The 24,672-nt window shown below is 59.6% G+C and carries 20 protein-coding genes; 8 read left to right on the top strand and 12 right to left on the bottom strand.

Features of this window, described 5'->3' with window-relative positions:
* The first annotated feature begins 190 nt into the window (after positions 1-190).
* Positions 191-610 (top strand): alcohol dehydrogenase catalytic domain-containing protein, encoded by a 420-nt coding sequence (locus tag PverR02_RS15825; protein WP_265332148.1) that lies wholly within the window; start codon positions 191-193, stop codon positions 608-610.
* Positions 611-1,437: 827 nt separating this feature from the next.
* On the opposite strand, the gene PverR02_RS15820 is transcribed toward PverR02_RS15825, so the two are convergent.
* Positions 1,438-1,977 carry a hypothetical protein gene (locus tag PverR02_RS15820; RefSeq protein WP_046383463.1) on the bottom strand — a complete coding sequence of 180 codons (540 nt, stop codon included), beginning with the start codon at positions 1,975-1,977 and terminating at the stop codon, positions 1,438-1,440.
* Between the two features lie 374 nt (positions 1,978-2,351).
* On the opposite strand from PverR02_RS15820, the gene PverR02_RS15815 reads away from it, so the two are divergent.
* The 7 genes from PverR02_RS15815 to copD all read left to right on the top strand — a co-directional run bounded on the left by PverR02_RS15815 (position 2,352) and on the right by copD (position 8,256).
* Positions 2,352-2,747: a hypothetical protein gene (locus PverR02_RS15815; RefSeq protein WP_079443825.1), complete on the top strand. Its 396-nt coding sequence runs from the start codon at positions 2,352-2,354 to the stop codon at positions 2,745-2,747.
* 101 nt (positions 2,748-2,848) lie between these two features.
* The gene (locus tag PverR02_RS15810; RefSeq protein WP_079443824.1) at positions 2,849-3,286 is read left to right on the top strand and encodes a hypothetical protein; all 438 of its coding nucleotides are present in this window, start codon (positions 2,849-2,851) and stop codon (positions 3,284-3,286) included.
* A gap of 265 nt (positions 3,287-3,551) precedes the next feature.
* Entirely contained in the window at positions 3,552-3,824 is a 273-nt protein-coding gene (locus PverR02_RS15805; protein WP_079443823.1) for a heavy-metal-associated domain-containing protein, read from the top strand.
* 267 nt (positions 3,825-4,091) lie between these two features.
* The gene (locus PverR02_RS15800) at positions 4,092-5,957 is read left to right on the top strand and encodes a copper resistance system multicopper oxidase (protein ID WP_057004129.1); all 1,866 of its coding nucleotides are present in this window, start codon (positions 4,092-4,094) and stop codon (positions 5,955-5,957) included.
* 9 nt (positions 5,958-5,966) lie between these two features.
* Positions 5,967-6,851, top strand: coding sequence for a copper resistance protein B (locus tag PverR02_RS15795; protein ID WP_079443822.1), 885 nt, complete (start codon positions 5,967-5,969; stop codon positions 6,849-6,851).
* A gap of 70 nt (positions 6,852-6,921) precedes the next feature.
* Entirely contained in the window at positions 6,922-7,308 is a 387-nt protein-coding gene (gene copC, locus PverR02_RS15790) for a copper homeostasis periplasmic binding protein CopC (RefSeq protein WP_079443821.1), read from the top strand.
* 3 nt (positions 7,309-7,311) lie between these two features.
* The gene (gene copD, locus PverR02_RS15785) at positions 7,312-8,256 is read left to right on the top strand and encodes a copper homeostasis membrane protein CopD (RefSeq protein WP_057004126.1); all 945 of its coding nucleotides are present in this window, start codon (positions 7,312-7,314) and stop codon (positions 8,254-8,256) included.
* A 154-nt stretch (positions 8,257-8,410) separates the two neighbouring features.
* On the opposite strand, the gene PverR02_RS15780 is transcribed toward copD, so the two are convergent.
* The 11 genes from PverR02_RS15780 to PverR02_RS15730 form a co-directional block, all read right to left on the bottom strand.
* A complete protein-coding gene (locus PverR02_RS15780; protein WP_079443820.1) occupies positions 8,411-9,283 on the bottom strand; it encodes an ADP-polyphosphate phosphotransferase in 873 nt (290 codons plus the stop codon).
* 250 nt (positions 9,284-9,533) lie between these two features.
* Positions 9,534-10,181, bottom strand: coding sequence for a response regulator (locus PverR02_RS15775; protein ID WP_079443819.1), 648 nt, complete (start codon positions 10,179-10,181; stop codon positions 9,534-9,536).
* Positions 10,174-13,353 (bottom strand): response regulator, encoded by a 3,180-nt coding sequence (locus PverR02_RS15770; RefSeq protein ID WP_227778648.1) that lies wholly within the window; start codon positions 13,351-13,353, stop codon positions 10,174-10,176. Before PverR02_RS15770 ends, PverR02_RS15775 begins: the two co-directional genes overlap by 8 nt.
* Positions 13,353-17,294, bottom strand: a complete 3,942-nt coding sequence (locus tag PverR02_RS15765; RefSeq protein ID WP_079443817.1) for a type VI secretion protein IcmF/TssM N-terminal domain-containing protein — start codon at positions 17,292-17,294, stop codon at positions 13,353-13,355. The genes PverR02_RS15770 and PverR02_RS15765 overlap by 1 nt, the downstream gene beginning before the upstream one ends.
* On the bottom strand, positions 17,294-17,962 hold the full coding sequence (locus PverR02_RS15760; protein ID WP_046383451.1) for a DotU family type IV/VI secretion system protein: 669 nt from the start codon (positions 17,960-17,962) through the stop codon (positions 17,294-17,296). The genes PverR02_RS15765 and PverR02_RS15760 overlap by 1 nt, the downstream gene beginning before the upstream one ends.
* Positions 17,959-19,341 (bottom strand): type VI secretion system baseplate subunit TssK, encoded by a 1,383-nt coding sequence (gene tssK / locus PverR02_RS15755; RefSeq protein WP_079443816.1) that lies wholly within the window; start codon positions 19,339-19,341, stop codon positions 17,959-17,961. Before tssK ends, PverR02_RS15760 begins: the two co-directional genes overlap by 4 nt.
* Before the next feature lie 63 nt (positions 19,342-19,404).
* A complete protein-coding gene (gene tssJ, locus PverR02_RS15750) occupies positions 19,405-20,046 on the bottom strand; it encodes a type VI secretion system lipoprotein TssJ (protein ID WP_017849109.1) in 642 nt (213 codons plus the stop codon).
* Positions 20,043-20,447, bottom strand: coding sequence for a DUF4150 domain-containing protein (locus PverR02_RS15745; protein WP_026140301.1), 405 nt, complete (start codon positions 20,445-20,447; stop codon positions 20,043-20,045). The genes tssJ and PverR02_RS15745 overlap by 4 nt, the downstream gene beginning before the upstream one ends.
* A gap of 8 nt (positions 20,448-20,455) precedes the next feature.
* On the bottom strand, positions 20,456-21,103 hold the full coding sequence (locus PverR02_RS15740) for a DUF3540 domain-containing protein (protein ID WP_079443815.1): 648 nt from the start codon (positions 21,101-21,103) through the stop codon (positions 20,456-20,458).
* Positions 21,100-22,062: a pentapeptide repeat-containing protein gene (locus PverR02_RS15735; RefSeq protein WP_079443814.1), complete on the bottom strand. Its 963-nt coding sequence runs from the start codon at positions 22,060-22,062 to the stop codon at positions 21,100-21,102. Before PverR02_RS15735 ends, PverR02_RS15740 begins: the two co-directional genes overlap by 4 nt.
* Complete coding sequence (locus PverR02_RS15730; RefSeq protein ID WP_079443813.1) at positions 22,055-24,649, bottom strand: DUF2169 family type VI secretion system accessory protein; 2,595 nt, start codon at positions 24,647-24,649, stop codon at positions 22,055-22,057. The genes PverR02_RS15735 and PverR02_RS15730 overlap by 8 nt, the downstream gene beginning before the upstream one ends.
* Positions 24,650-24,672: the final 23 nt, after the last annotated feature.

The following is a 24,672-nucleotide window of genomic DNA, read 5'->3' as shown; positions in this document are numbered from 1 at the left end:
ATGGCAATTGATTCACCATCGCTGGAATATTTTCCATCTGTGTTTGAGGTATAGAATGAAGGCTGTAGGGTACGAAAAACGGGTTATGTTTAAGACTTAGTCGACGTCGAGATTCCGAAGCCTACACTAGGGCCGGGCGACTTGCTGGTTGCTGGTTGCTGGTTGCTGGTTGCTGGTTGCTGGTTGCTGGTTGCTGGTTGCTGTAAAAGCTATCTCAATCAATCCAGTGGATGCCAAAGTTAGAGCAGGTATGGCACCAGCCGCAGCCGGGCCGAAGATTCTGGGATACGACGCTGCCGGCGTTGTAGAAGCCTTAGGCTCGGAGGTCTCTCGGTTCAAGGTAAGTGATGAGGTCTACTATTGGGGGGCGTTTGATCGCCCTGGCACCAATGCCGAGTATCACCTATTCGATGAGCGCCTTGCTGGGCGCAAACCCTTTTCGCTCACCTTTGCTGAGTCAGAAGCCCTCCCCTTTACAGCCTTGACGGCCTGGGAGCTTCTCTTTGACAGGCTTCGTATTCTATCCAAGGACGATACGGAGCGTCGCACGCTATTGGTCATCAACGGCGCGGGCGGTGTTGGATCAATCCTTCTGCAGCTCGCGCGATAGCTGACCTCTCATGCTCACGCCCCTGCGGCAACTAGTGAACGGCTTGATCACTGCAAGGGGGAGGAGTACTGCACCCACCTAGCTTCATAGTCACCAAGCTCAGGTAGGCCATAGCCTTCACTTGCGAAATCGCCAACATGCATAGCTGGCTCTTGGTGGCGGCTATGCTTCAACAAAACCCAATAGCGGCTATATGCCATATTCAGTCACGAAACACCACGCAAGCGCTCCGTGCCGCCGTAGAACATGCCTCCACCATCACTGGTTGGACGGATAGAGGTCGGGGCGACGAGACTAAGGCTGGCGGGAAAGCTAGGTCTATGAACACCAATCGATGAACAGTCGCATTCATTTCAGGACCACTGAGCCACTAACTGGGCCTCCTTAGCTGCTTATGAACATCTGACATCGCCCATAAGTTAAATCCTGTGCCAGGTTAGAAAGCCGCGGATTCGACTGTCCATTTCCATTTACCCCTGGTCGCTTTTCCACAAAACCCCGTTTGCTGAAAAATCAGCGCTGTTGGCGCTCCATCCTCACACCCGCCCTTAGGTCGCCCTGTCACGGAATCTCCGTTTCCGTATCTGAAGCTTTGGTGACTGGCTAGCACCCAGTACGTCTGCTAAACGTAAATGCACCACGCAAAGATTCTAGCGCGGGTTCACCAATGACGCGGCCATTCATCCCATTCCCAATCTTTCCACCCTACAGTCATTGGCGGCCTATTTGCATCCAGGGGCTAGAAAAGATGCTCAACTATTGATAGCGGCAAATGTGGACTAGCAGATACATCGCCGATACCGGCCTCTTTCGGCTTACGGCAGAAATTATTTACCTTGCACCACTCGAACATGTGCATGGCTGATGGCTTTGTAGACACGAATCAATCTTAAAAGCGGCCACCAGTCATATAGAAAAATCTGCAGCGGTCGCCACATTGCCACCCAGCCAACGATCATCAGGCTTTCGCGCGCTGTGCCGACTACAGCGCCAGTGCCCAGTTGGCCAATGACATCGACTGCAATCAGGCAAAGGGTAACAAAGGCGATGCCGATCACCAGGCTGATGCGGCCATCTCGAAGGAGGTGTTTTAACTCACTGCGCGTGAGGCCTGCCTTATGATCAAAGTAATTGTGGATTGCCTCGATCATGATCGCACTTGGATCGCCCTCTGCTGGTAGGTGCTCAAGGTGGATTGTGATACGAAGCCGGCTGTCCGACGAAAATTCCGCCGCCCAAGTCTCAATGAACGCTTCAGCTTCGCGATCGAGATCCTTGTTAAGAAAAGGTGTCGGATCCATCGAGTTAAACAACTGCCCAAGCTCGCGTACTCGAAGTTGAAGGTGATGCTCTGGTTTTTTTCTCATGGCACTTACCGATTGTTATGCATTGGCAGTTTCGAGTTGCGCGACTCGCTTTCGCTGCGCCTCAGTCCTTACGCAGCGCTCTGATCGCCGCCGGCATCACCGTCAAACCCAAGCTCCCATTTAAACAGCCTGCCGATGAACCGCCGGCGAGGATGGCCAGCCTCCAAGAAAGCTGAGTTTAGTTTTGCCGAAATAAACCGACTCGGGGAGATTGCACTCTCGGAATCATGACCACAGCAACACCTGCTTGCCGAGCAACCGCCTTGCTGCCCAAGCGCACCCAAAAACCCACTTACCTGATTGAGGTCAACTCTGCGACTGCCTGGGTGTCTACACTGAAACAAACAGGGTCTAACAGGCCCGTGGAGCACGTCATGTATTGGTTCCGTCATCACTACCGCAATCTTTTGCGACTCACCCTAGGGGTGTGGGTGTTGGCTATGATCGTGACGGTATTTCACGGCTGCCTGGTGCAGCCGCAGCACAGCCTGAGTGCAACGCACGAGACTCCTTCCACGCTGCAACAGGTGGATGAACATGCGCTGCATGCCAGCGGCTGCCTTAAGCATTGTGCCGATGCAGCAAAGGCGATCAGTCCCACATCGCAGATCCCGACAGTGGATCTCGCCACTTTAGCGCTTGCCTTGCTGTTACCTGCGATGCTGCTGCTTAACCCCGCTCAAACAATAACCTTCGCTGCACTCGCACTGAAGCGCCCCGCTCCACCGGGGCCGCCAGCCCGCCTTATATTCGTCCGCTTCAACGATTAATTCGCCTTTCAGGGCGGTCACACCGTGGCCGCTCTGCGTCATTGCGCCGATTCGGCGCGGCTTAGTAGTCCCTGCTTATCTCTAAATACCCGGAGTTCACCATGCAAACACAATTGAAACTGGTTCTTGCCGCCATTTTGGCCAGCAGCGTCTTCATGGCTTCTGCCGAAGATGAGCATCACCCTGTCGACGCACCTGCCAGCGCAACGGCTGCCAGCGCACCGTCCGAGTCGGCGATGAATAAAGCGATGAGCGAGCAAATGCAGAAAATGCAGGCCGCTCATGACAAAGTCGCCGCCGCGAAGACACCAGCCGAACGGCAAGCAGCCATGCAAGAGGGCATGAAAACGATGAAGGACAGCTTGGCCATGATGAGTAAGCAGCAAGGTGCTGCTGGTTGTACGGGCGCGGAGATGGGCTCAGGCATGGGAATGTCTGGCTCCAAGGACGGTATGGGTATGGGTAAAGGAATGATGGAGATGATGATGAAAATGATGGATCAGCAGTCGTCGATGATGGATATGCCAATGAAGAAGTGACGACCGCTATCCACCGAGGATTGCGGCGCTGGCAATGCAACGGCGGTGTCGCCATGGCCTGCATGGCTAGAGCGACACCGCCGTACTACTCGATAGCACTCCCTTAGGAGTACAAAATCACGATGGCCTGCGCCAGGCTTCCATTGATTGAGTGATAACGACCGCTTGACCTTGCCATCGCAGCAAGGTTGAAGATAAGCCAACGTCGCAGAAAAGCCGAATGCCTCAGCCTTTGCATGATGCATTTTGTTATGAGGAGTCACCGATGAAAACCGTTGAACTGCAAGTCCAGGGCATGAGCTGTGGCTCATGTGTCAAACACGTCACCGAAGCGCTGCGCCCACTTGAAGGCGTCAGTGACATAGCAGTGGATCTACAAGCTGGCCGGGTGAAGGTCAGCGGCGATTCGGACAGCCATGCGCTGCTTTCAGCCCTGCAGGAGGCTGGCTATCCAGCACAGTTGGCGACAATGGAAAGCGTACCGAGTAAGAACGCCTCGGGTTGTGGCGGGAACGGCGGCGGTTGCTGCTGTCGGTAAGCGATATGTTTAAACGGCAATTGATGACTACGTCAGGGCTAACCTGACACGGCCTATCACAACAAGACAACTCTATCGATGCTGCCCTATCGCAGCGCAGCCAAATTGCCGCCGCCAACCTGACGGAAATGTAATCACGCGCGGGCTGATGATGTGACATCTTGCTCGCAAAATGGCGGCTGGCACCGACTCTCTGAAGCGAGCCATGGCCCTACTGTGGCAGCGCTTTCGTATCTGCCTGGACTCCGACTGACTGGATACCCCTCCATGCATTCCAGAACATCAAGACGCACTTTCGTGAAAGCCTTGGCGGCAGGCGGGGTACTCGCAGGCTTTGGGCTGTGGCGCAGCCCGGTGTGGGCAATTACCAGTCAGGGGCAGCCGAATGTGCTCGCGGGCACTCATTTCGATCTGACTATCGGTGAAATGGGGGTGAACTTCACGGGCACGCCCCGCTCCGCCATGACCATCAACGGCAGCCTCCCCGGCCCGATACTGCGCTGGCGCGAGGGCGATACGGTGACGTTGCGGGTCAGGAATCGGCTCAAGGAAAACACCTCGATCCATTGGCACGGCATCATTCTGCCGGTGAACATGGACGGTGTACCGGGTCTGAGTTTTCACGGCATCGAACCGGGCGGCCTGTACGTTTATTCGTTCAAGGTCAAACAGAACGGCACCTACTGGTATCACAGTCATTCCGGGTTCCAGGAGCAGGTCGGCGTCTACGGCCCTTTGGTCATCGATGCAAAGGATCCCGAACCCTTCAGCTATGACCGCGACTATGTGGTGATGCTGTCCGACTGGACGGATGAAGACCCAGCGCGGGTCATGAAGAAACTCAAGAAACAATCCAGTTACTACAACCTGCACAAGCGCACCGTCGGCGACTTCATTGATGACGTCAGCAAGAACGGTTGGTCTGCCACCGTCGCGGATCGGAAAATGTGGGCTGAAATGAACATGAACCCCACCGATCTTGCCGACGTTAGCGGCGCCACCTACACCTACTTGCTCAACGGACAGGCTCCTGACAGCAACTGGACAGGCATTTTCAAGCCCGGCGAACGGCTGCGCCTGAGGTTCATCAACGGCTCGGCGATGAGCTACTTTGACGTGCGTATTCCTGGGCTGAAAATGACTGTCGTCGCCGCAGACGGGCAGTACGTGAAACCGGTGAGCGTCGATGAGTTCCGCATCGCCGTGGCCGAAACCTTTGATGTGATCGTCGAACCCACTGAAAATGCATACACCTTGTTCGCCCAGTCGATGGATCGCACCGGTTTCGCGAGAGGCACATTGGCTGTACATGAAGGGCTCTCGGCCCCTGTGCCGCCCCTGGATCCACGTCCGTTGATCACGATGAGCGACATGGGCATGGGGGATATGGCCGGCATGGATCATGGCGATATGACGGGTATGACCCAGGACTCGATGCAAGGCATGGAGAGTATGGATCACAGCCAAATGGCGGCCGGCGAGGACAACGGCATGCAGGGTATGACGGGCATGGACGGTGGATCGATGCAGAGCATGGATCACAGTCAGACGCCAGGCTCGGCAGACACGTCGGGGCACTCGATGCCGGGCATGAGCAGCATGGACTCGATGGAGCCTCACCCGGCCTCGGAAGCGAATAACCCGCTGGTCGACATGCAGACGATGAGTCCCACACCGAAACTCAACGATCCTGGCATGGGACTGAGAAACAACGGTCGCCGGGTGCTGACCTACTCAGACCTGAAGAGCACCTTCCAGGATCCCGATGGCCGGGAACCCAGCCGCACCATCACGCTGCACCTGACCGGACACATGGAAAAGTTCTCGTGGTCTTTTGACGGCGTCAAATTCGCGGATGCCGAACCACTTCATCTCAAATATGGAGAGCGCATCCGAGTGGTTCTAGTCAACGACACCATGATGATGCATCCCATTCATCTGCATGGCATGTGGAGTGACCTGGAGGATGAAAACGGTGATTTCATGGTTCGCAAACACACCATCGACATGCCGCCCGGCACCAAACGCAGCTACCGCGTGACCGCCGACGCCCTGGGGCGATGGGCGTACCACTGCCACCTGATGTACCACATGGAAATGGGCATGTTCCGCGAAGTCCGTGTACAAGAGTAGGAGCCAGACATGAACTTCGATAGAACCGCTAAACCGCTACTCGCCGGCCTGGCCATCCTCGGGATGGGTGTCATGACGCTTGCTTATGGGCAGACCGAGCCAATGCAAGGTATGGACGGCAACCAGATGCAGGAGATGGATCACTCCCAGATGCAGGGTATGAAACCCGCAGCGCTCCAGCAAAGCCGTACACCCATTCCGGCGCTCACCGATGCCGATCGCGCGGCGGTGTTTGAAAGCCATGCCGGCCACCAGATGCACGACAGCGCCATCAACTCATTTTTCCTGATCGATCAACTCGAATGGCAAGACGCTGACAAGGGCAGCGCATTACGTTGGGAAGCCAACGGCTGGATTGGCGGCGACACGGATCGTCTCTGGCTGCGTACCGAAGGCGAGCGAACCAATGGCGTGACCGAAAGCGCTGAGCTTCAGGCACTCTGGGGACACGCCGTCAGTCCCTGGTGGGACGTGGTCAGTGGTGTGCGACAAGACTTCAAACCTGGCGCACCGCAGACCTGGGCGGCGCTGGGGCTGCAAGGCATGGCGCTCTACGACTTTGAAACTCAAGCCACCGCTTACCTGGGCGAGGCCGGCCAGACCGCGCTGCGGCTCAAGGGTGACTACGACATTTTGCTGACCAACCGTTTGATTCTGCAACCCACTGCGGAAATCAACCTCTATGGCAAAAACGACCCGCAACGGGCCACAGGCTCAGGGCTGTCGGACACCGAGGTCGGCCTGAGACTGCGCTATGAAGTACGCCGCGAGTTCGCACCTTACATCGGCGTGACCTGGAACCGAGCCTACGGCAAAACGGCGGATTACCGCCTCGAAGAAGGCGAAGACCAGAGCGATACGCGCTTTGTCGTCGGTGTGCGAATGTGGTTCTAAACCTGACCGAAAGATACATCCATTCTAACAGTAACACCCCACCCACGGCCCAGGCCGTCAGGAGCCTTGCATGTCATCGTTTAAAACCCTCGGTGTTGTCGCTGCACTCAGCATCGGTTTGTTGTTGAGCACTGCCGCCCAGGCGCATCCAAAATTACTGTCCTCCACCCCGGTCGATGGCGCCACCGTGGCTGCACCGGCAAAAATCGAACTGAGTTTCTCGGAAAAGCTCACCACCCAGTTTTCCGGCGCGAAACTGATCATGACCGAAATGCCGGGCATGTCCGCCCACTCCCCCATGGGTGTCAAAGCGAGTGTCGCGGGTAGCGACGATCCGAAAATGATGGTCATCACTCCGGCAGCGCCGCTCACACCTGGCACATACAAGGTCGAGTGGAGGGCGGTTTCTTCCGATACCCACCCGATCACAGGTACCGTGACCTTTAAAGTCAAGTGATCCATGGACGACTCCATCTACATTAGCCTTCGCTTCGCGCTCTATATCGACTTGATGCTGCTCTTCGGGCTGGCACTGTTTGGCCTGTACAGTCTCAGAGGAAAGGAACGTGCAGACGGTGCCGTGTTGAATTTTGGGTCGTTGCTGGTGGGAACGGCCCTTATCGGCATACTGCTATCGATGGTGGCCATGCTACAGATGGCCAAGACGATGAGCGGCGTGTCCAGCGTCATGGAGCTGCATCACCACATCCTGCAGATGATGTTGATGGACACTGACGTCGGGTTGACCTGGATGGTTCGAATAGCCTCATTGACCTTGGCGGTCATCGCCGCGACTCTCAATCGACGAAGCCCGGCATTGAGCCTCTGGCTGGCCACATTGTGTGGGGCCATCGCCCTCGCGACGCTCGCCTGGACGGGACATGGCGCCATGGATGAAGGCAGTCGACGCTACCTGCACTTCACCAGCGATATTGTCCATCTTCTGGGTGCAGGCAGTTGGTTGGGCGCTCTCGCTGCATTTGCGCTGTTATTGCGCTCAACCAACCTCACAGGCGATCTGCAGATACGGTTGCTGGCTCGAACGCTGACTGGTTTCGAATCAGCGGGGACGCTTATCGTCGCAACCCTGACTATCACCGGGATCGTCAACTATCTGATGGTTGTCGGGCCAGCATTCGAGACATTGACCTCCAGCACGTATGGGGCCCTGCTGTCTTTGAAGGTCTTCTTGTTCGCGGGGATGCTGGTATTTGCGGCGGTAAACCGCTTTCACCTGAGCCCGCTGCTTGAGCGATCCATTCAGGCAGATACTCACACCGTCGCGATCAACGCTTTACGGCGCAGCATGATTCTAGAATTCTCGGTCGCGGTGATCATTATGGGCCTGGTTGCCTGGCTCGGCACACTCAGCCCAGAGATGGAGATGTCCGCTGAGTCCCCATGAAGTGAATGATGAGCGACCAGCTCCGGGACAAACCACACTGCTCAATTCTGAGCCTGCCAAGTTCTGCCAGATTTTCAACCAGGTCCCAAAGCATGTTTTTTTGAACTAGCATCCATCAGCCTCTCATGCATGCTGATAAAGCGGCACCGTTCATTCATTCTTCCAGAAGCTGCTTGCGGATATCCAGCAGTTCTTGGTGACGCTCCTCACTGGTCTTTGGATATGACATTTTCAGCCCATCCAGCACATCTGAAAATATCTGAGATACGATCAGTCGGGCATTTTTCTTGTCATCGGCAGGCACAACATACCAAGGCGTCTCAGTCGTGCTCGTTGCACTAAGGCATTTTTCGTAGGCCTGCATATAGTCTTTCCAATACTTGCGTTCCTCGATATCCGCAGCACTGAATTTCCAGTTTTTTTCCGGCTTGTCGATGCGGTCCAGGAAGCGTTTTCGTTGCTCTTCTTTCGACAGATGGAGAAAAAATTTGATGATGCGCGTTCCGTTACCTGTCAGGTGGCGCTCCAAATTGGAGATTGAACGATATCGCTCCCGCCAGACAGTACTATTGTTTTCAAGAGCATCCGGGAGGCCCTCGCTTCGGAGAATTTCCGGATGGACACGGGCTATCAGTACCTCCTCATAGTACGACCGATTGAATATGCCAATCTGTCCGCGTCCCGGTAGGTTGCGTGTGGTTCGCCATAGAAAGTCGTGCTCCAACTCAGCCGCGCTGGGATGCTTGAAGCTGAATACCTGGCAACCTTGCGGATTCACACCTGACATCACATGCTTGATGGCACCGTCTTTTCCTGCGGCATCCATCGCCTGGAAAATCAGCAGAATGGCATGGCGATTGGACGCGTAAAGCAGCTGCTGCTGCGCGCTGAGTTGCGCAACATGCGTTGTCAGAAGCTGACGATATTGCTGTTTTGACTTGTAGAAAGGTTCCACCTTGGTCGGCCACTTATGGAGATTGACCTCGTCGCCTTCCCGTACTCTAAAATCCGCCGAGTTTATTTTCATATTCCGCCTTTCGGTGCCGCTGGCGCGGTGACTGGTTGTCTTGAAGCTGCATTGGCAACTCGCCATCTGATCAATGCAACCTTCAAAGTGTCGTTCAGGATTAGACAGGAGACTAGCGCATAACCGAATAATGCGATCACCCGCCTTCCGCGCAATACGCTGGGCCTGGTGATCAACGCCCTGCCCCTTCGCAGGCCTGCCCCACCCTACCCCATCGGCCCGCGACCACTGAGCAAGAGCACAACGCCGGTTATTGATCCTCTCCAAGCAGACCTAGCCGATAAGCCCACTGGGTCATATCGGCAGCGTTGTGTGCGTCCAGTTTTTTCATCAGGTTGAGCCGATGAGTCTCTACGGTTTTGAGGCCGATACACAAGATCTCGGCAACGTCGCGATTACGTGCGCCTTCGGCGACCAGCTTCAAGACCTGGCGTTCTCGCCCGGTCAGGCCGACACCGCTGGCCGTGTGCCCAGCGCCGCGTAGTGCCATGACTTGAGCGGCATCGAGACCGGCATCGATATAGATTCTCCCCGCGCGCACCTGGGCGATCGCCTGGAGCAAATCCTCCCGGCGGCTTCGCTTGAGCACATAGCCGACCGCGCCGGCCTCCAGCGCCAGCGCGGCGTTATGCTCGGAGACCGTGGAAGTCAGGGCGATGATCAGGATGGCCGGCCAGCGCCTGGCGATCAGGGTCAGGGCCGAGACGCCATCGAGCAACGGCATATTCAGGTCCATCAACACCAGATCGGGTTGCAAGGCGCGGCACATGGCGACGGCCTGCTGACCGTCTTCAGCCTCGCCAGCCACGTTCAGCTCAGGCACATCGGCCAGCAGCGCACATAACCCTTCGCGAATCATCGCGTGGTCATCCACCAGCAGTAAACGGCACTCAGGCATCGTCAGGGTTTCCAGTTTTTTCAGAGAGGCCGGGCTGACGCGCAGCCAGGGTCAGACCATGCATTTCCAGTTGCAACAGCGCAGCGACCATCGTGGCGGTATCCGCGTCAGCGGCGGCCCGTTCCATCAACGCAGCCGACGCCTCCAACGCTGCTTCAGCGAATTGCCCGGCGCTCCCCTTGAGGCTATGGGCGATACGCGCAGCTTCGGCATGATCGACCTGCGCGACCGCCTCCTTGAGCCGAACCAGCAAGGCCTGGCAGTCCGCCATGAACAAGCGCTGCAGACGAGGGGCGCGGAGTGGATCTTGTTCCTGGAGAGGCGTCAGCGGCGGCACGGTCCGTGCCAGTCTCGGTGCGGTGGGCTCTACGCTGCGCAACTCCATCCCGCGTGCCTGCTGGCGCACAATCACCTGCGTGATCGCATCGAACAGCTGCGTCGGTAGCACGGGCTTGGCGAGATAGTCATTGGCGCCGGCTTCGATGAAACGTTCCCGGTCACCGCTCATGGCATTGGCGGTCAAGGCGATGACGTAAACATCCTCATCCAGCACTGGGCGCTGCCCCGAACGCAATTGACGAACCGCCTCCATGCCATCCATTCGTGGCATTTGCCCGTCCATCAAGACCGCATCGAAGATCTTCCGCCCGAGTAATTCCAGGGCCTCGACACCGTCGCGGGCATGAGCGACGCGATGGCCGAAACGCTCCAGGAACAACTGCGTAATCTCGCGATTGGTGGCGATGTCATCGACCACCAGGACATCCAGGCTGACGTCATGCCGCTCCAGGCTGCGCAGCGGCGAGGCTGTTTCGCAGAGCGTCGGCGTTGCGCCGCTCTGCACCTCGCACAAGGTGCGATAGAAATGCTGGCGACGCAGCGGCCTGACAACGCACGCAGCCAGGCCATGGGCACGCAGTTCGTCGGCGGACGGCAGTGATTCGACCTGCGAGGCCATCAGCACGATACGCGCGGTTGCCAACGCCGGGGCTGCACGGCACAGGTCGGCGAACTCGACACCATCGACCCTGGGCAGGCGCCAATTGACCAATACCAAGTCGAACCGGACACCCAATTGCGCCTGCTCGTGCATCAGGCTCAGTGCTTCTTCGGCAGACGCCGCTTCCTGGCACAGCATCTGCCACTGGCCGAGCATCTCCATCAATGCCCCGCGCTCATCGGCGTGCTCATCCACCACCAGGGTCCGCAGCCCCCACAACCTCGGGGCGTCGGCCGCGCGCGCCGGGCACTGCGGCAAGGGCAAGGTCAGTGCAAAGGTCGAACCCACTTCCGGTTGGCTGTGCAACGCGATACCGCCGCCCATCAAGCCGGCCAGACGCTGGCTGATGGACAAGCCCAACCCGGTACCGCCGTAGTTTCGGGTGGTGGAGGCATCGGCCTGCAAAAACGCCTCAAACACCGAGCGCTGTGCGGATGGCGCGATACCGATGCCGGTATCGATCACCTGAAATCCGAGCAGGTCGCCATCCCCCCGCCAGACCAGCAGGCGAATCGAGCCGCTGGCCGTGAACTTGACCGCGTTACTCAGCAGATTGAGCAGAATCTGCCGCAGTCGCCACGGATCGCCGATCACCTGCCCCGGTACATCGGTGGCGATATGGCAGATCATGCGCAGGCCCTTTTCCGCTGCGCGCGGCGCCAACAGTTCGGTGACATCTTCCAGCACTTCGGTCAGATCGAACTCGACCTGCTCGATATTCAAGTTGCCCGATTCGATTTTGGAAAAGTCCAGGATGTCGCTGATCAGCGCCAGCAAGGCTTCGGAGTGCTCACGGATGGCCGTGACAAAATGTTGTTGTTGCGCCGTGAGCAACGTATCCGCCAGCAAGTGATTCATGCCGATGACCGCGTTCATCGGGGTACGGATCTCGTGACTCATATTGGCCAGGAACTGCCCCTTGAGTTGGTTGGCCTGGTTGGCCATATCCCGGGCGCCCTGTAGTTCCTGGGTGCGGACCTCCACCAGGTGCTCCAGCCCGGCCTGCTCGGCCTGCAATGCATCGAGCAAGCGGTTGTACGCCCTGGCGAAGCGTCCCAGCTCATCGGTGCGTGCCTCTGGTAAACGACGCGACAGGTCGTCGCCGCGAGCGGTCTCTTCGATTTCCCGCGCAAACCGGGCCAGCGGCTGCGCCAACTCGCGATGCAACACCCAGAGCAAACCAAGGGCCAGCAGGATAAAGCCGACAATCGCAAAAGGTACCTCGGCAAGAATCAGGCCCAACGCGCCGGCGCGCAGTTGCGCTTGCGGATACAGCGTCAACAGATACCAATCCGGTTGCGGCAGGTGAGCGACGATCATCGGCGTGTCGGCGTCGAAGCGGCCGATCTGCGGGAAGCCGACTGCGGCAGGCAAATCCGCGATCAGCTGCTTGAGCCTGTCGTGGGAAACCGCCTCCAGCGTATTGCCGGAAAGGTCGGCAATGCGCTGACCCTGTGCATCCAGCAACAGGCTGGGATAGCCATTGAGCAGCTGCCCGATACGGGCCAATCGCTCATCCAGCTTCAGTTCATAGCCGGTCATGAACAATGGCTTGCCCGATGCATCCCGGGCGACCATCGCAACGCTGATCAACTGGCGGCCCAGCAACGGCTCGTAATAGGGGCCGTCCCACACAACCTCGGGCCCACCTGCCGGCAGCCCCTCGAACAGCGCCCGCAAATGGGTCGCCCGGGCCTGGGCGAAGCCCGAAGGAATATCGACTTGCGTGGAAAAAGCCGCCCCCGCGTCGGGAAAATAGAAAAACGTATCGACGGTCATTGCCTGGCCGGCCGTGCCGAATGCTTCGGCTGCGGAAGCGGCGCGGGCCAACCACTCAGTGGCGGCGGCAGTGTCCGTGGCGCCCTGCCCGGGCGGGTTGAGCACCCAATGCAGGGTGCTGCGCTGGAAAATATTGCTGCCGAACTCGTTTACCGCGCCGCCGTTCCAGCGTGACATGAGTCGTCTGGCGCCCTCCTCCGCATCGCGAAAATCGTCATTGTCGACACTGGAGAGCAGCGCCAGGCGCTGGCTGAGATCGTCCAGCGCCTTGCCTTGCAGCTGTTCATATGTGCGCCAGGCGCTAAGCCCGGCGGCCACGCACCAACTCAACGCCAGCACCAGCGCCAACACACAGGTAATGCGCAGCGCCAGTGACGCGCGCCACCCCTTCATCACAGGTCGACCTTACTGGCGGCGGCACTGTCGAGCGTGGCGGCCACGCCCATTTTGCGCACAATATCGCGGATCGCCCGTTGCGCAGCCGCGTCGTCACGCAGCGCCACCACCAGCAACCGCGTCACCTTGTCACCCGTTATCGCCTGCGTGGCTTCGCGCCGGCTGGTCAAGCCGAGGATACGCAGCTGTTCCTCAAGGTTCTTCAAGCGCGTCTCGTTGCCATAGGTGCCAAGATCCAAGCGCAGCCCTTCACCTGCCGACAGCCCCGTTACCACGGGCCGGGGCGTCCAGCACCAGGCAATCTGGGTCGGCGGTTGAATACTCGCGACCCCCTGTTCGACCGGTGAACCGAGGGCAGCCAGTCGCACATTCGTCGCGGCGGCCTGGGTATCCATCGCCGCCAACTGTTCGGCGGTGGCACTCAAGCGTGCATCGATGAGATTGGCCTGGCGCTGCATTTGGTCGGCCTGGTCGTACTTGTCCAGCAACACCTGTTCGCCTTCCTGGCGGTACGTCAGTTGGATGCCGATGAGATTCTCACTGCCCATCAAATTGCGCTGGCCGGGGAAATCGTCGGCGCTGAAGGTGTGTTGCCCACCGTTGAACAGCCGCAGGAAGTCCACGAACGCGCGGTCTCCGGTCCAGTGCCGGGTCAGCTTGAAGTTGGCGAAGCTGATCTCCAGGGCGACATCGGCACAGGCCCCCGGCGCCCAGACGAAGCTGGCGCTGGTGGGGAAGTTGAAGTTGTCCAGTACCGTCGAACGGCCACTGCATTGCAGCGTCAGGCGCGTCTGCTGGGGCAGCGAACGGGCACCGAGGTTGACCTGCGACGGCGCGGCGGACAGTTCCACCACCGCCGCGGTGGCCTGCAGTATGGCGATGCTCTGCTTGAGCTCCGCCCGTTGCGCCACAAGGCCTTTTTGCTCGGCTTCCAGTGCCTGTCGGCTTTGCTGCTCCGTGGCCTGCTGGGCCTGACTCTGTCGCTCGGCACCGAGCAGATCGTTGCGCGCATGCTGCATGCGGCTGACATAGGCGTAGAACGCACCGGTCAGCGGAATTTGCACACCCAGCGCCTCCCGTCCGCTGTAGCGCAGGACATCGCGTTGCACGAAGGTTTTCACCGCTCCGCTCATAAAGGCCGGCAGTTGACCGCGCTCGCCGTACAGCAGCTCGTTGAGCATGACCGGGTCCTGCACGCCCTGAATCGAGCTGAGCAACTGCCCGCTCCAGTCGCCTTGCAGGCGGCAGGCCGCCACTTCGGCGGCGTAATGCGAGGAGAAATCCAACTGGCCGGTGGCCAACGCCCAGACCGCATCTTCACGCGGGTCCGGTCCCTTCAGCGCCTGGATCAAGGCGCTGCGCACGCTGTCGGCTTCCCAGAGCGGTGCGGACTTCACCGACGGATCGGCGCCGAAGCCCCAAGTCTCCACGGCCACCTGGAACGCTTGCGCATCGCTTTTCTGCAGATCGGCCACCACACCTTTCATCAACTGTTGGAACCTGGCCAAGGCACGGGCTTGGGTCAACTCGTCGCGCAAGCCGTTGACGCCACTCTCGATCGAACCGCCACTGGCCACGCCCTTGAGCATATCGCCGCCCAGGGCATTGGTGATTTTCAGACTGCCCAGCGCCCCCGCTTCGGCATGCAGATCGTTGTTACTGGCCAGTTCAAGCAAACGATCGAGCGACACCGCGCGGCTCGCCCAAGGTGCCCGCTGCTCGGGCGGGATCAAGGCAAACCGTTCGGCACTGCGATGCAACAGCTTCAGGAACGGATCATTGGGCGTACCGACCACACTCAGGGCCAATTGCCAGTCACTGCGCGTCTTCAAGCGTGTCTGTGCACTGAGCAGGCTGCCCTGGATAAACCGATACCAGGCGTCCTGGGTATCGCTTTGGTACTGATCGAGGAATTTCACCCGTTGTGTCTTCCACAACGCGCTGTCACGGCTGGCGAGGCCGAGTTCATCCATGAACGCAAAAATCGCGCTGTGCCCTTGCAACGTATAGGCACCGGAAAGACTCAACCCCGGGTTATCGCTATCGCTCCAGTATTCCGTCAGCCGGATCGGTTGCAGATTGCCCTGCAGTTCCGCCCAGGCTTTCAGCCACGTCAGGGGGCGTCCTTCAAGCCCCATGCTCTCCAGTTGGCCCAGCAAGGCGGCGCGTTGGCCCTGCATCTGCGCCATATCGGTTTGCCACTCCAGATAGGAGCGATAGCTGCTCCCCAGGGTGACCAGTTGCCCGGCGCTGGTCGCTTCCTTGGAACCGTAGGTCAAGTTCAGGAAACCCACCTCGGAACCCGGCAGCGGCAAGTTATCCATCGACTGGTTATTCAGGCGGGCATCGAGCAGGTTGATCCGGCGCACGAGGAATTCGGCATAAGCGGCAATCAGCCGTGGATCGCCGCTGTTCAACGCGCCGCGCAGGTTCTGCGAAATGAAACCATCGAATACCGGCGTGCGTATTTCGCTGTCGAACAACCTCACGTAGTCAGAGCGGTAGTGCTCCTGGACCTGTTCGATATGGCGTGAGAACGGCAGCAAACCATGCCATCCGCCTTGCTGCTGGTCAGATAAGCTGATCAACGCTTGGCGAAACCGACGCAGCGCATCCAGATCGCTCTCCAGCCCACCGTTGAAGTCCTCGGCCGCTGGCGGCTCGTCCAGCGCGTCGGTGAGCACGGCTTGAGTGTGGTGGTCGGCATACACCAGCAATGCGCCAAAGCCGATACACAGCCCCAGCCAGCCGATGACTGCGGCGTGGGCCAACAGCCTGCGCCAGCGATGCCAGCTATCGATGGGTTGATAGGCGTGGCGTTGCGCAGGCAAAAGCCTGCCCAGCAACTCATGACTGAACCAGCCTTCGCTTGTGCCGTCTGCCTCTTGCCCTTGCGCGGTCAGGAACAGCCCGCAGAGCAGCGGCAACTCGCTGTAGGGGTTGGCGTCAAACGCGGGTAACAGCAGATGCTGGAGACGCGAGCGCAGTTCAACGATGCGCTCCGGCAGGCTGAAAGCTTCTTCATCCGGCAGGCCACGCACGCCCAACTCGATGCGCAGGTCGAACAGACGCTGGCCAAGCCCGCTGAACATCTCTTCGAGAAACACCTGCGCCGCCCCCGTGCGCTGTTGGCTGAGCAGGCCAAACGGTTGCTCGCGTTGTGGCGGCGTGAGAGCGCAAGCCCACTGGGTGAAACCCGGCAAGGCTTCGGCACCGGTAATGATGAAATACACCGGCAGACGGGCACCAAAGACCTTCACCAGATCATCCAGGCGGCGGCGCAGATTGTGTCCCTGCTCGGCCAGGCGCGCATCGGAGTCGCTCAACAAGCGCTGGCAGTCGATCACCAGCAGTACACCGTTGAGGGGTTCGCGGCGCCGCGAACGCAACAGCCAGTACAGCAACCGTCGCCATTCCGGGCCGGCGTCGCTGTTGCCCTCCGCCATGCGGCCGGCGGGGTCAATGATCACGCCACGCTCAAGGAACCACCAATCCAGAGTGCCGGTCGAGGCCGCCGGCTTTCCACCGCGGGTCGAACGCAAGGCCGAGGTCAGCCCGCTGTTGCCCAGCAACCGCCGGGTGCCGCTGCCACTCTCGCCCAGCGTCAGGAACCAGGGCAGCACATACAACGGTGAACCCAATCGACTCAGGCGCGACTGGCGCAACATTTGCACGCCGCTGTTCCAGTCCTGATCAAGCGCCGGCGCTTCATCGCGACGACTCTGGGGCAACTCGCTGTTCATCCGGCGACGCAAGCGCCAGGCATACCAGCGTCGCCCGACCCCGCGCAGGCAAAAAACCACCAACAGCATCACGATGCAAATCAGCGGCACGTACCACAATGGCCAGCTTTTGTAGAGCGCCAGGCCCCAGAGCAATAGCACGATGCACGCCAGCAGCAGCACCCAGAGCAACAACACCCCTGCTTTCTTCAACATCAGCGCATCTCCAGCAATTGGCTGACTTGTCGACCCAGCGAGAGATCGAAACTGATGTAAAGCACGGTCAACAGAATCAACGGCACCCCGATCAGCAACAGCAGCGAAAGACCGGGCAAGCCCCGGCGCACCACACGCAGGCGCGTTGGCAGGTGGTCCTCGGGTTGTTCGAAGAGATGGCTGTTGGCGTCCAGCGGCACCATCTGCCGATCGAGAATGATCCGCTCCAGGCAAAGCCGGCGGTATTGCATCAGTTCACCACCCGGGCGGGTCGCGTAACGCCCCTGGAAACCGCCGAGCAAGGCCAGGCCGAAGACCTCGCGGGCACCGACCGCCGCCTCGGGCAAAGCCTCCAGGCGTTGGAAGAACTCGACACCGGCGCGACTGGTGGAAAAATAGTGGCGCTGCAACGGCGCCCGCCGCCATTCGGCCGCCCCGGGCCATTCGCCGGACATGGCCGCTTCGTCGATCCAGGCGACCACTGCGAACAGCGCCTCGCGCACTTCGGCTTCGGCAAAGTGCAGCTCGCGGGCCCGATTGGCGGCGCCATCGAGCTGCACGATGAGCGCCGGCGCAAGTGTCTCATAGGACTGTGCCGGATCAACGAAGCCGCGCTTGGCAGCCTCGAAACTCGACATCCAGCAGTCAGCCAGGCGGGGATTGATCATGTGCGAACCACCACCAGGTCGATACTCAGGTCAGCCGGCGGCTGGGGCAGGAAGAACGCCGCCTGACGCTCCTGCTGCAGCGTTTCCCAACCCTCGCTCAGCGTTTCCAGGCGGAAGTACAACGCGCCGGCCACCCGCGGCAAGCCCTGGGGCGGAACCTGCAGATAGATCAACTCAACCCCGGGCAACGCGCGGTTGACCAGGCCTTGCATGACGCTGAGAGCTCCCAGCTTGCCATCCAAGGGCAGGCACTCGGCCAGCCACACCGGATCGACCAGACTGCGCGCCACCAGATAGTAACGATGCCGCGCGCCGAAAAACGCGTCCGGCAATGGAGCCTGATAAAACCCGTCCTGCAGTTGCAGGTGGACCAGCAACTCTGAGCCGATGCTGATCTCATTGAGCTGCTGGCCGATCAGGGCCACCAGTGCGATCGTCGCCGCGCCCGCGTCCTCATGCTTGTAGGCCGGCACCAACAGACGGCCATCCGGGGTTTCGCCGAGCATGTCGCAGACATCGGAAAACAGACTCAACTCACCAACAAGTTGGCGCAGGGTGCCGTAAAGCTGCCATGGCGACACCTGCGGGGTTTCCAGCAAATGCGTCAGCAACGGGCCATAGCGATTCAGTACCGCCAGGGCCATCAGGTGGTTGACCTGGGCCGCGTCGAGATCGCCCCGCCGCGACTCCCCCGGCTGCTTGTACACCGACAACTGCCGCGCCCGGCCGACCAGTTCGTCGCGGACTTCGCGCAAGGTTTGCAGGAGCATCGGCGATGCCGCCAGATTGACCGACGGCGGCACGTAGCGTTGGGCCGGCCGGAGGCGATCACCGTCCAGCTCAAGCCGTGCAATCGGCAGCAGCTCGTAGGCGCTCAGATGCTCCAGCTCATCGTCCCAGAACAGCCGCAACACATAGGACATGGGCCGCACCCGCGCTTCCGGGGAATCGCCGAGACGGTCACCGATCACTTCCGGGTCGGCCGCCACGATAAAGCGTGCTTCCGCCCGGGCCCCGGCAGACAACGTCTCGAACACTTGCGCGTTGGCGTCGCCTGGCAGCAAGCGGCGTAGCCCCACAAACAGCGTGCGGCCGCCACTGAATTCGCCGAGGTCAAGGGTGCGCGACTCCAGCATCGCATTGCCCGGATATTCAGCCAGCGTGCCTTCGGCGAAGCGCACCGACAATTGCTCCAGCAGGCACTGTTTGGCAACCAGCGCGGGCTCGTTGATCTTCAGCGAGATCAAACCCCACGGGTACGGATGGTTCAACTCTGTGGTCCGGGTCAGACGATGCTCGATACGCGCATCGTTCTGTTGAAAATGCTGAGGCTGGAGGAACAAGCCCTGGTGCCAATACAACAACTGATCGATATTCATAGGGCTCGGTTTCAGGCAAAAAATTGAAAAAGCGTGGCCACTGCAACGCTCACGGCAAGCAGCTCAGTCCTGTGCGCCGGGCAGGCGCACCTCACCCTCTCGGGGCTGCACCGGCTTGGGCAACGCCAGGCGACTCTCCTTGCCACGCAACAGCGCATCGGGCCCGACGAGCAGGTCAATGGCGATGGGGCGCGGGGTGGCGGTCCAGGTCTTGCTGAAAAACCCTGTCGACGTCACGTCGACGCCGATCTGATAGAGCTTGACGCTGCGCGTCGGGTCCAGGTGCGCGTAACCGGCGGCGATACCGACCATCTTCGCGCCCTCCAGTCGCGGCAGGCTCAACTGGCGGGTCTGGCCCGGCTCGATAAACAGCCGCGTCAGCCCGATCATCCCGGGCGGCGCGCTGTTCATCAGCAGCAGGCTGCTCAGTTGCTGGGAACTGCCGGTGTAGGCGGAAAACGCACTGATCTGATCGAACTGCGTGACCACCACCAACAGGTTATGCGCCTGGCCGTCGTACTGATTGAGGTCGTTGTCGGCGGTGAAGCTCAGCTCGATGGCGTTTTCGGTGTAGTCCCATTTGAGCGCAGTGAGGGCCTTTTGCTCGGGGGTGAGGTCCTGGCTGCTGCAGGCGGCGAGCAGGATGCACAGGGCCAGTCCGCCCATGGAAAACTTGATGGAGGGCGCACGCCCCGCGCTGCTCACGCCATCACCAGCACAGCAGTCTGGCTCGGCTGCGAAACCGTCCCCATGGTGTTATTGGCGTTGTGCATGGTCTGGCAGGTGACACGCACGGCGGGCTTACCGGCGACCATCACTTTGGTGCTGCCATCGATGAAGATCATTTCACCCTTGACCTTGCCGCTGGTGACGCCACCGGCCACCCCCGCTTCATCGCCACTGGTCATCAACACCTTGCTCGACATATTCATCGCTGGCATGCCGTCCACCAGCACGTCCATCACCAACCCACCCGGGTCCGCGGCACTGGTATCGGCAGCGTTGGGATAAGGCAATGGCACTGGCCCGGCGGGCGGAACGGGCGTCTTGCAGATATCGGGCACCGTGGACAGCGCCATCGCACCGCCGTTATTGAGCATATACATAATCGATCTCACCCCAGCTTGATGCTGTCGCCATCAATGGCAACGCTACGTTGTGCATTCAGGTCCAGCGTGTCGGCCTGCACGCTCCAGTCATCGCGCACACGCTGGCGCAAGGAGCCGGAATAAAGTTCTTCATGGCCTTCGACGCGACGGCGGCTGTCAGCAAAATCCGCCTCGTGGCGCACGGCCTTTTCGCGGTGATACACGCTGCTGTCGTGGCGCTCGACCCAGTGGTTCTGAAGATGCTCGCCACTCATGGCCAGGGTGCCGACAGTCAGATGGGCACGCTGCATCTGCACACTGCCCTGCTCGGCGCACACCCGTAATGCGATACCGGCGTCAAGGCTCACGCCGTCGCGGGCCTGAATGCTCAACGCGCCGGCGGGCAGGCTCAAATGCAGGTCACCCTCCAGATGCATACGCGCCGGTTGAGCGATGGCGCGTTCCAGCACGCTAAGGATGTAACCGCCTTGCGCGTCCAGGCTGACCAACACCTTGTCCCCCACTGCCGGACGCACCAGGCAACCGAATGCGGGTTTTAGCCAATAGCGGCGGCCATCGTTGCTGACCACGCCGAAACGCTCGCCATCCAGTGCGTTGACCTGCGCATGACGCAATTGAGCAGCGGCATCGCAATACTGCGGGGCTTCATTCATCTCGATTTTCCTAAAGAGGCAGGCTGCCATTGCTCGGCGGCGAGGCGTTCGGTATCTACGGGCTGGATGGCCTGGGGGTTGCTCTGCTGCCAGTCGGCCTGGGTGAAATCAGCGGCATGGGCATTCATGCCGGTCACGTCGGCGGCGACGAACGAGGCGCGTGGCGCAAGCAACGCGGTGCAATCGGCATAACGCAACAGAGCGCGGTCAAAGCGCGCGCCTGGCATCTGGGCGTCGATCAGGATGGCCATCTCCAGAACGGCATCACTGAAATCGACCGAGTCAAAATGGCTGGCATTGAACAGAGCGCCCTTGAGATGGGCACCGGCAAACATCGGCGCGGTTCCCTTGCTACGGTAGAACGAGGCACCCTCGGCCTGCGCGGCATGAAAATCGGCGCCGCTCAACGACGATTCGTCGAAGGCACACTGCTGCAACGACGCCAGGCCGAAGCGCGCCTGATCGAGTTGGCAATCGATCAACCGTGCCTTCGCAAAATGCGCCGACTGGGCATCAAGGCCCGTCAGATCGCAGCGGTTCCATTGGGATTTGCTCAACTGGGCGGCTGCCAGCCTGATACGCGGTACGCGGCACTCCGCGAGTGTAAACGCCTGTAGCTGCGCGCCCGACAGATCCAGATCCTCGCCGTGGCATTGCGCCCAGCTGGTCTTGTTCCAACACACATTCGTGAACAATGCGCCCTGCAATGAACACCCGTTCATGTACAACGAGTCCGCGGTGCTCTCGGAAAAATTGGCGCCGTCCAGGCGGCAGTCTTTCCAGTGGCTTTGGGTCAGCATGGCGCCATTGAATTGCGCACCACGCGCATCCACTTGTTCCAGCCGCGCGTTGCTCAAATCGACACCGCGATAGTCGCCCCCGGCCAGATTCAACGCGCGCAAGGGCTGCCAATCAGCCAGCAATGCCCTTAGACGCTCGGCACTTAATACCTCAAGCATGAGTCAGGCTCTCCTTGAGTCGGCAGCGCGTCATCAATGCCTGCTCCAGGCGCACACCGCTGCCGTGTACAGCGTCACTGGCCAAGCCATGCAAGTTGCTGCCACTGAGGTTGGCCTGCTCCAGGCATACCTTGCGCAAGCGGCCGTTAAGCAGGTTGGCGCCAGACCAATCAGCGCGACTCAAGTCACATCCCGACAGGTAGGCACCTTGCGCGACCAGCCCGACACCGTCGGAATCCCTCAGGTCGCAACCGCTCAGCAGCGCGTCGTTAAGCCGTGCGCCGCGCAGGCTGGCGTGATTCAGATCGGCGTCTTGAAAACTGGCAGCGGTCAGGTCGGCATCGTCCAGGCGCACACCCGGCAAAACGCAGTGAGCGGCCAGGCGCAGGTTCTGCAGGTTGCACTCGCGCAAGTCCAGGTCGCGGCCCACCACCTTGGCGAAATCGGCTTTGCTGAGGTTGGCGCGGCGCATGTCCGTCGCGTCCAGTGTGCAGTCGTAGAGCTTGGCTTTGTGCAGGTTGCTGTCGGTGAGTCGTGCGCCGCTCAGGTCGCACTTATTGAGGCGTAGTTTGCTTAGATTGGCGTTGCTCAGTTGAGCCTTGTCGAGGCTGCATTCGTTGAGTTGGGCTTGTTGCAGGTTGGCTTCGGTGAAATCAGCAGCGGAGAAATCACAGTTCTGAGCGCGGATATCGATCAAGCTGGTGCCGCAGAACGAAGCGCCTTGGCATAGAACCCTATGAAACATTGCGTCCTGCAAGCGCGCCTTGCTCAGATCCGAAGCCCCCAAGTCGCAGTCGATGAACTGACAGTGGCTCAGATCGGCGTTCTGCAGTCGAGTGCCATTGAGCTTGCAGCTCATAAAAGTGGTATTTCTCAGGTCAGCGCTGCTCAGATCGATTTCGCAAAGATCAAGGCTCTCCAAACTGAGGTCTTGCAGCGTCTTGCCTGCCGCGTGCAATGCCAGCAGCCGCTCACGGGTCAGACTGCAGTATTCAGGAAGCGGGAGAATGGGGGCGAATTGGATTCGATCAGCCGCCAGCGCTTTGTTCATGGCGCTTAAAACACGGTCTATCTCAGCTTCCACGGCTTGAGACTCTGCTATGGCGGCAGTCAGTTTTTCCTTGGCTTGCGCCTGCTGGTCTGGAGGCAGCTCCAGGCGCTCAAGCATGTCCATGATATCGACCTTCGGTGCTGGCTGTTTAGCACGCGCCAACGCTTGCTCTGCATCTATGCCCAGCCGGGTCATCATCTGCTGGGCATACTCCATGCCTTGGGCCTTAGCCTTGGCGATTTCCGAATCAATTTCCAGCGCCAATGCCTCGGGGTCAAAGGGCTTGAGGGGGTGCATCGGTTCGCGCATCAGAACCGTAAAGTCCGTTTTCGCTGGTGGTGGGTAATCGGTGGGGTTGAAAGGCAGGTTCATGCGAGTCGCCATCATCTGAGCGTATTGCATGCACTGCTCATGAGTTGCGCTTAACTCTGCATATTGCGCATCCGCAACGGCCTGCAAACTGGCGACTATCGGCCCGGAGTCGAACGGGGTTGGTTCGACAGGCGCAACCTTGACCGACTCGACGGGAGGGCGTGGCCAAAGCCGCTCAATCCAGACTTGCGCGTCCAGCACTGGATCACCCGCTCGCTCGAGGGCCATAGCCAATTTGACGATATCTTGCGCATCTATATCGAGTACCGGTACTTCGACGCGGTACAGCAGAAGAGCACTTTGCGCATCAGGGAACAGCCATACCGTATCCAGGTCCATCGACATTTCGGTAACGGGTACACGCTTATCCGCACGCTCAATAAACAGCCGTGGCCGCAGGCCCGGCAATCGCCCGGCGACCCTGGCCTCGGTAGGGTGCATGCCTGAGATCGACCAGGCTTCGTCGCCACGCCAAAAACCGGCGTTGCATTGGTCCTGCGCCACTTCATCGAACCAGCGCGCATCAGTATCCGTAGGTAAGAATGGGGCGCGATAAGCAGTCCAATGCTCGTCAAGGGTGCCCATATACTGGCGGCGCTCAGCGCTTTGTACTGGCAATGGCAAAAAACTCGCCAGGGCTGGCCGATCATCGGGGTCAACAACTGTGGCATTCGCCACTTCCAGTTGTGCCAACGGCATTCCTTGCGCGGCGTCCACCTCCGGATAATGGCCTTTGCCTGTCGGATTATCTGGCCACTTATTACCGCCATAAGCGCTTTCAAAGTCCAACGGCAGGTTATCCAGTTGACCGCTCACAACGGACGTCCAACCCAGAGGCCCTTTGCGCCATTGCCGCGGCGCGAGTACATGCAATGTTTTTTCCATATCCCCCAGACGCACCCGCACCGCCATGCCACCCCGTTGCACATCGGTCAACGGATAAGCCTTACCCTGTACGGCAAATGTGCCTCGACTTTTCTTTAAACCCCGATCAAGCATCTGCTTGCCAAGTCGCTCGGTTAACCAGGCCCAAGTTTCCCCAGCGGCCATTACCTGATCTTCAGCGTCCACCAGCAGACCCAGGGTGACGACCACGCAATGAAGGTCCAGTGGTTTGGCATTGGCGAGCAATAAAAGGCTGGCCTGTTCACATTTGAGCTGCATCGGACTCTCCGAATAGGAAACTT

Origin of the sequence: Pseudomonas veronii (assembly GCF_002028325.1) — a bacterium.
Lineage (GTDB): Bacteria > Pseudomonadota > Gammaproteobacteria > Pseudomonadales > Pseudomonadaceae > Aquipseudomonas > Aquipseudomonas veronii.
The sequence above is the reverse complement of the archived record's forward strand: the minus strand, read 5'-3'. Positions and strand labels throughout refer to the sequence as shown.

Bases quoted from the DNA above. Each gene is read 5' to 3' on its own strand.
- PverR02_RS15765 (WP_079443817.1), bottom strand. From the start codon at position 17,294: ATGTTGAAGAAAGCAGGGGTGTTGTTGCTCTGGGTGCTGCTGCTGGCG.
- PverR02_RS15760 (WP_046383451.1), bottom strand. From the start codon at position 17,962: ATGATCAATCCCCGCCTGGCTGACTGCTGGATGTCGAGTTTCGAGGCT.
- copC (WP_079443821.1), top strand. From the start codon at position 6,922: ATGTCATCGTTTAAAACCCTCGGTGTTGTCGCTGCACTCAGCATCGGT.
- PverR02_RS15795 (WP_079443822.1), top strand. From the start codon at position 5,967: ATGAACTTCGATAGAACCGCTAAACCGCTACTCGCCGGCCTGGCCATC.
- PverR02_RS15805 (WP_079443823.1), top strand. From the start codon at position 3,552: ATGAAAACCGTTGAACTGCAAGTCCAGGGCATGAGCTGTGGCTCATGT.
- PverR02_RS15735 (WP_079443814.1), bottom strand. From the start codon at position 22,062: ATGCTTGAGGTATTAAGTGCCGAGCGTCTAAGGGCATTGCTGGCTGAT.
- PverR02_RS15775 (WP_079443819.1), bottom strand. From the start codon at position 10,181: ATGCCTGAGTGCCGTTTACTGCTGGTGGATGACCACGCGATGATTCGC.
- PverR02_RS15770 (WP_227778648.1), bottom strand. From the start codon at position 13,353: ATGAAGGGGTGGCGCGCGTCACTGGCGCTGCGCATTACCTGTGTGTTG.
- PverR02_RS15730 (WP_079443813.1), bottom strand. From the start codon at position 24,649: ATGCAGCTCAAATGTGAACAGGCCAGCCTTTTATTGCTCGCCAATGCC.
- copD (WP_057004126.1), top strand. From the start codon at position 7,312: ATGGACGACTCCATCTACATTAGCCTTCGCTTCGCGCTCTATATCGAC.
- PverR02_RS15810 (WP_079443824.1), top strand. From the start codon at position 2,849: ATGCAAACACAATTGAAACTGGTTCTTGCCGCCATTTTGGCCAGCAGC.
- PverR02_RS15800 (WP_057004129.1), top strand. From the start codon at position 4,092: ATGCATTCCAGAACATCAAGACGCACTTTCGTGAAAGCCTTGGCGGCA.
- PverR02_RS15740 (WP_079443815.1), bottom strand. From the start codon at position 21,103: ATGAATGAAGCCCCGCAGTATTGCGATGCCGCTGCTCAATTGCGTCAT.
- PverR02_RS15745 (WP_026140301.1), bottom strand. From the start codon at position 20,447: ATGTATATGCTCAATAACGGCGGTGCGATGGCGCTGTCCACGGTGCCC.
- PverR02_RS15815 (WP_079443825.1), top strand. From the start codon at position 2,352: ATGTATTGGTTCCGTCATCACTACCGCAATCTTTTGCGACTCACCCTA.
- tssK (WP_079443816.1), bottom strand. From the start codon at position 19,341: ATGAATATCGATCAGTTGTTGTATTGGCACCAGGGCTTGTTCCTCCAG.
- PverR02_RS15820 (WP_046383463.1), bottom strand. From the start codon at position 1,977: ATGAGAAAAAAACCAGAGCATCACCTTCAACTTCGAGTACGCGAGCTT.
- PverR02_RS15780 (WP_079443820.1), bottom strand. From the start codon at position 9,283: ATGAAAATAAACTCGGCGGATTTTAGAGTACGGGAAGGCGACGAGGTC.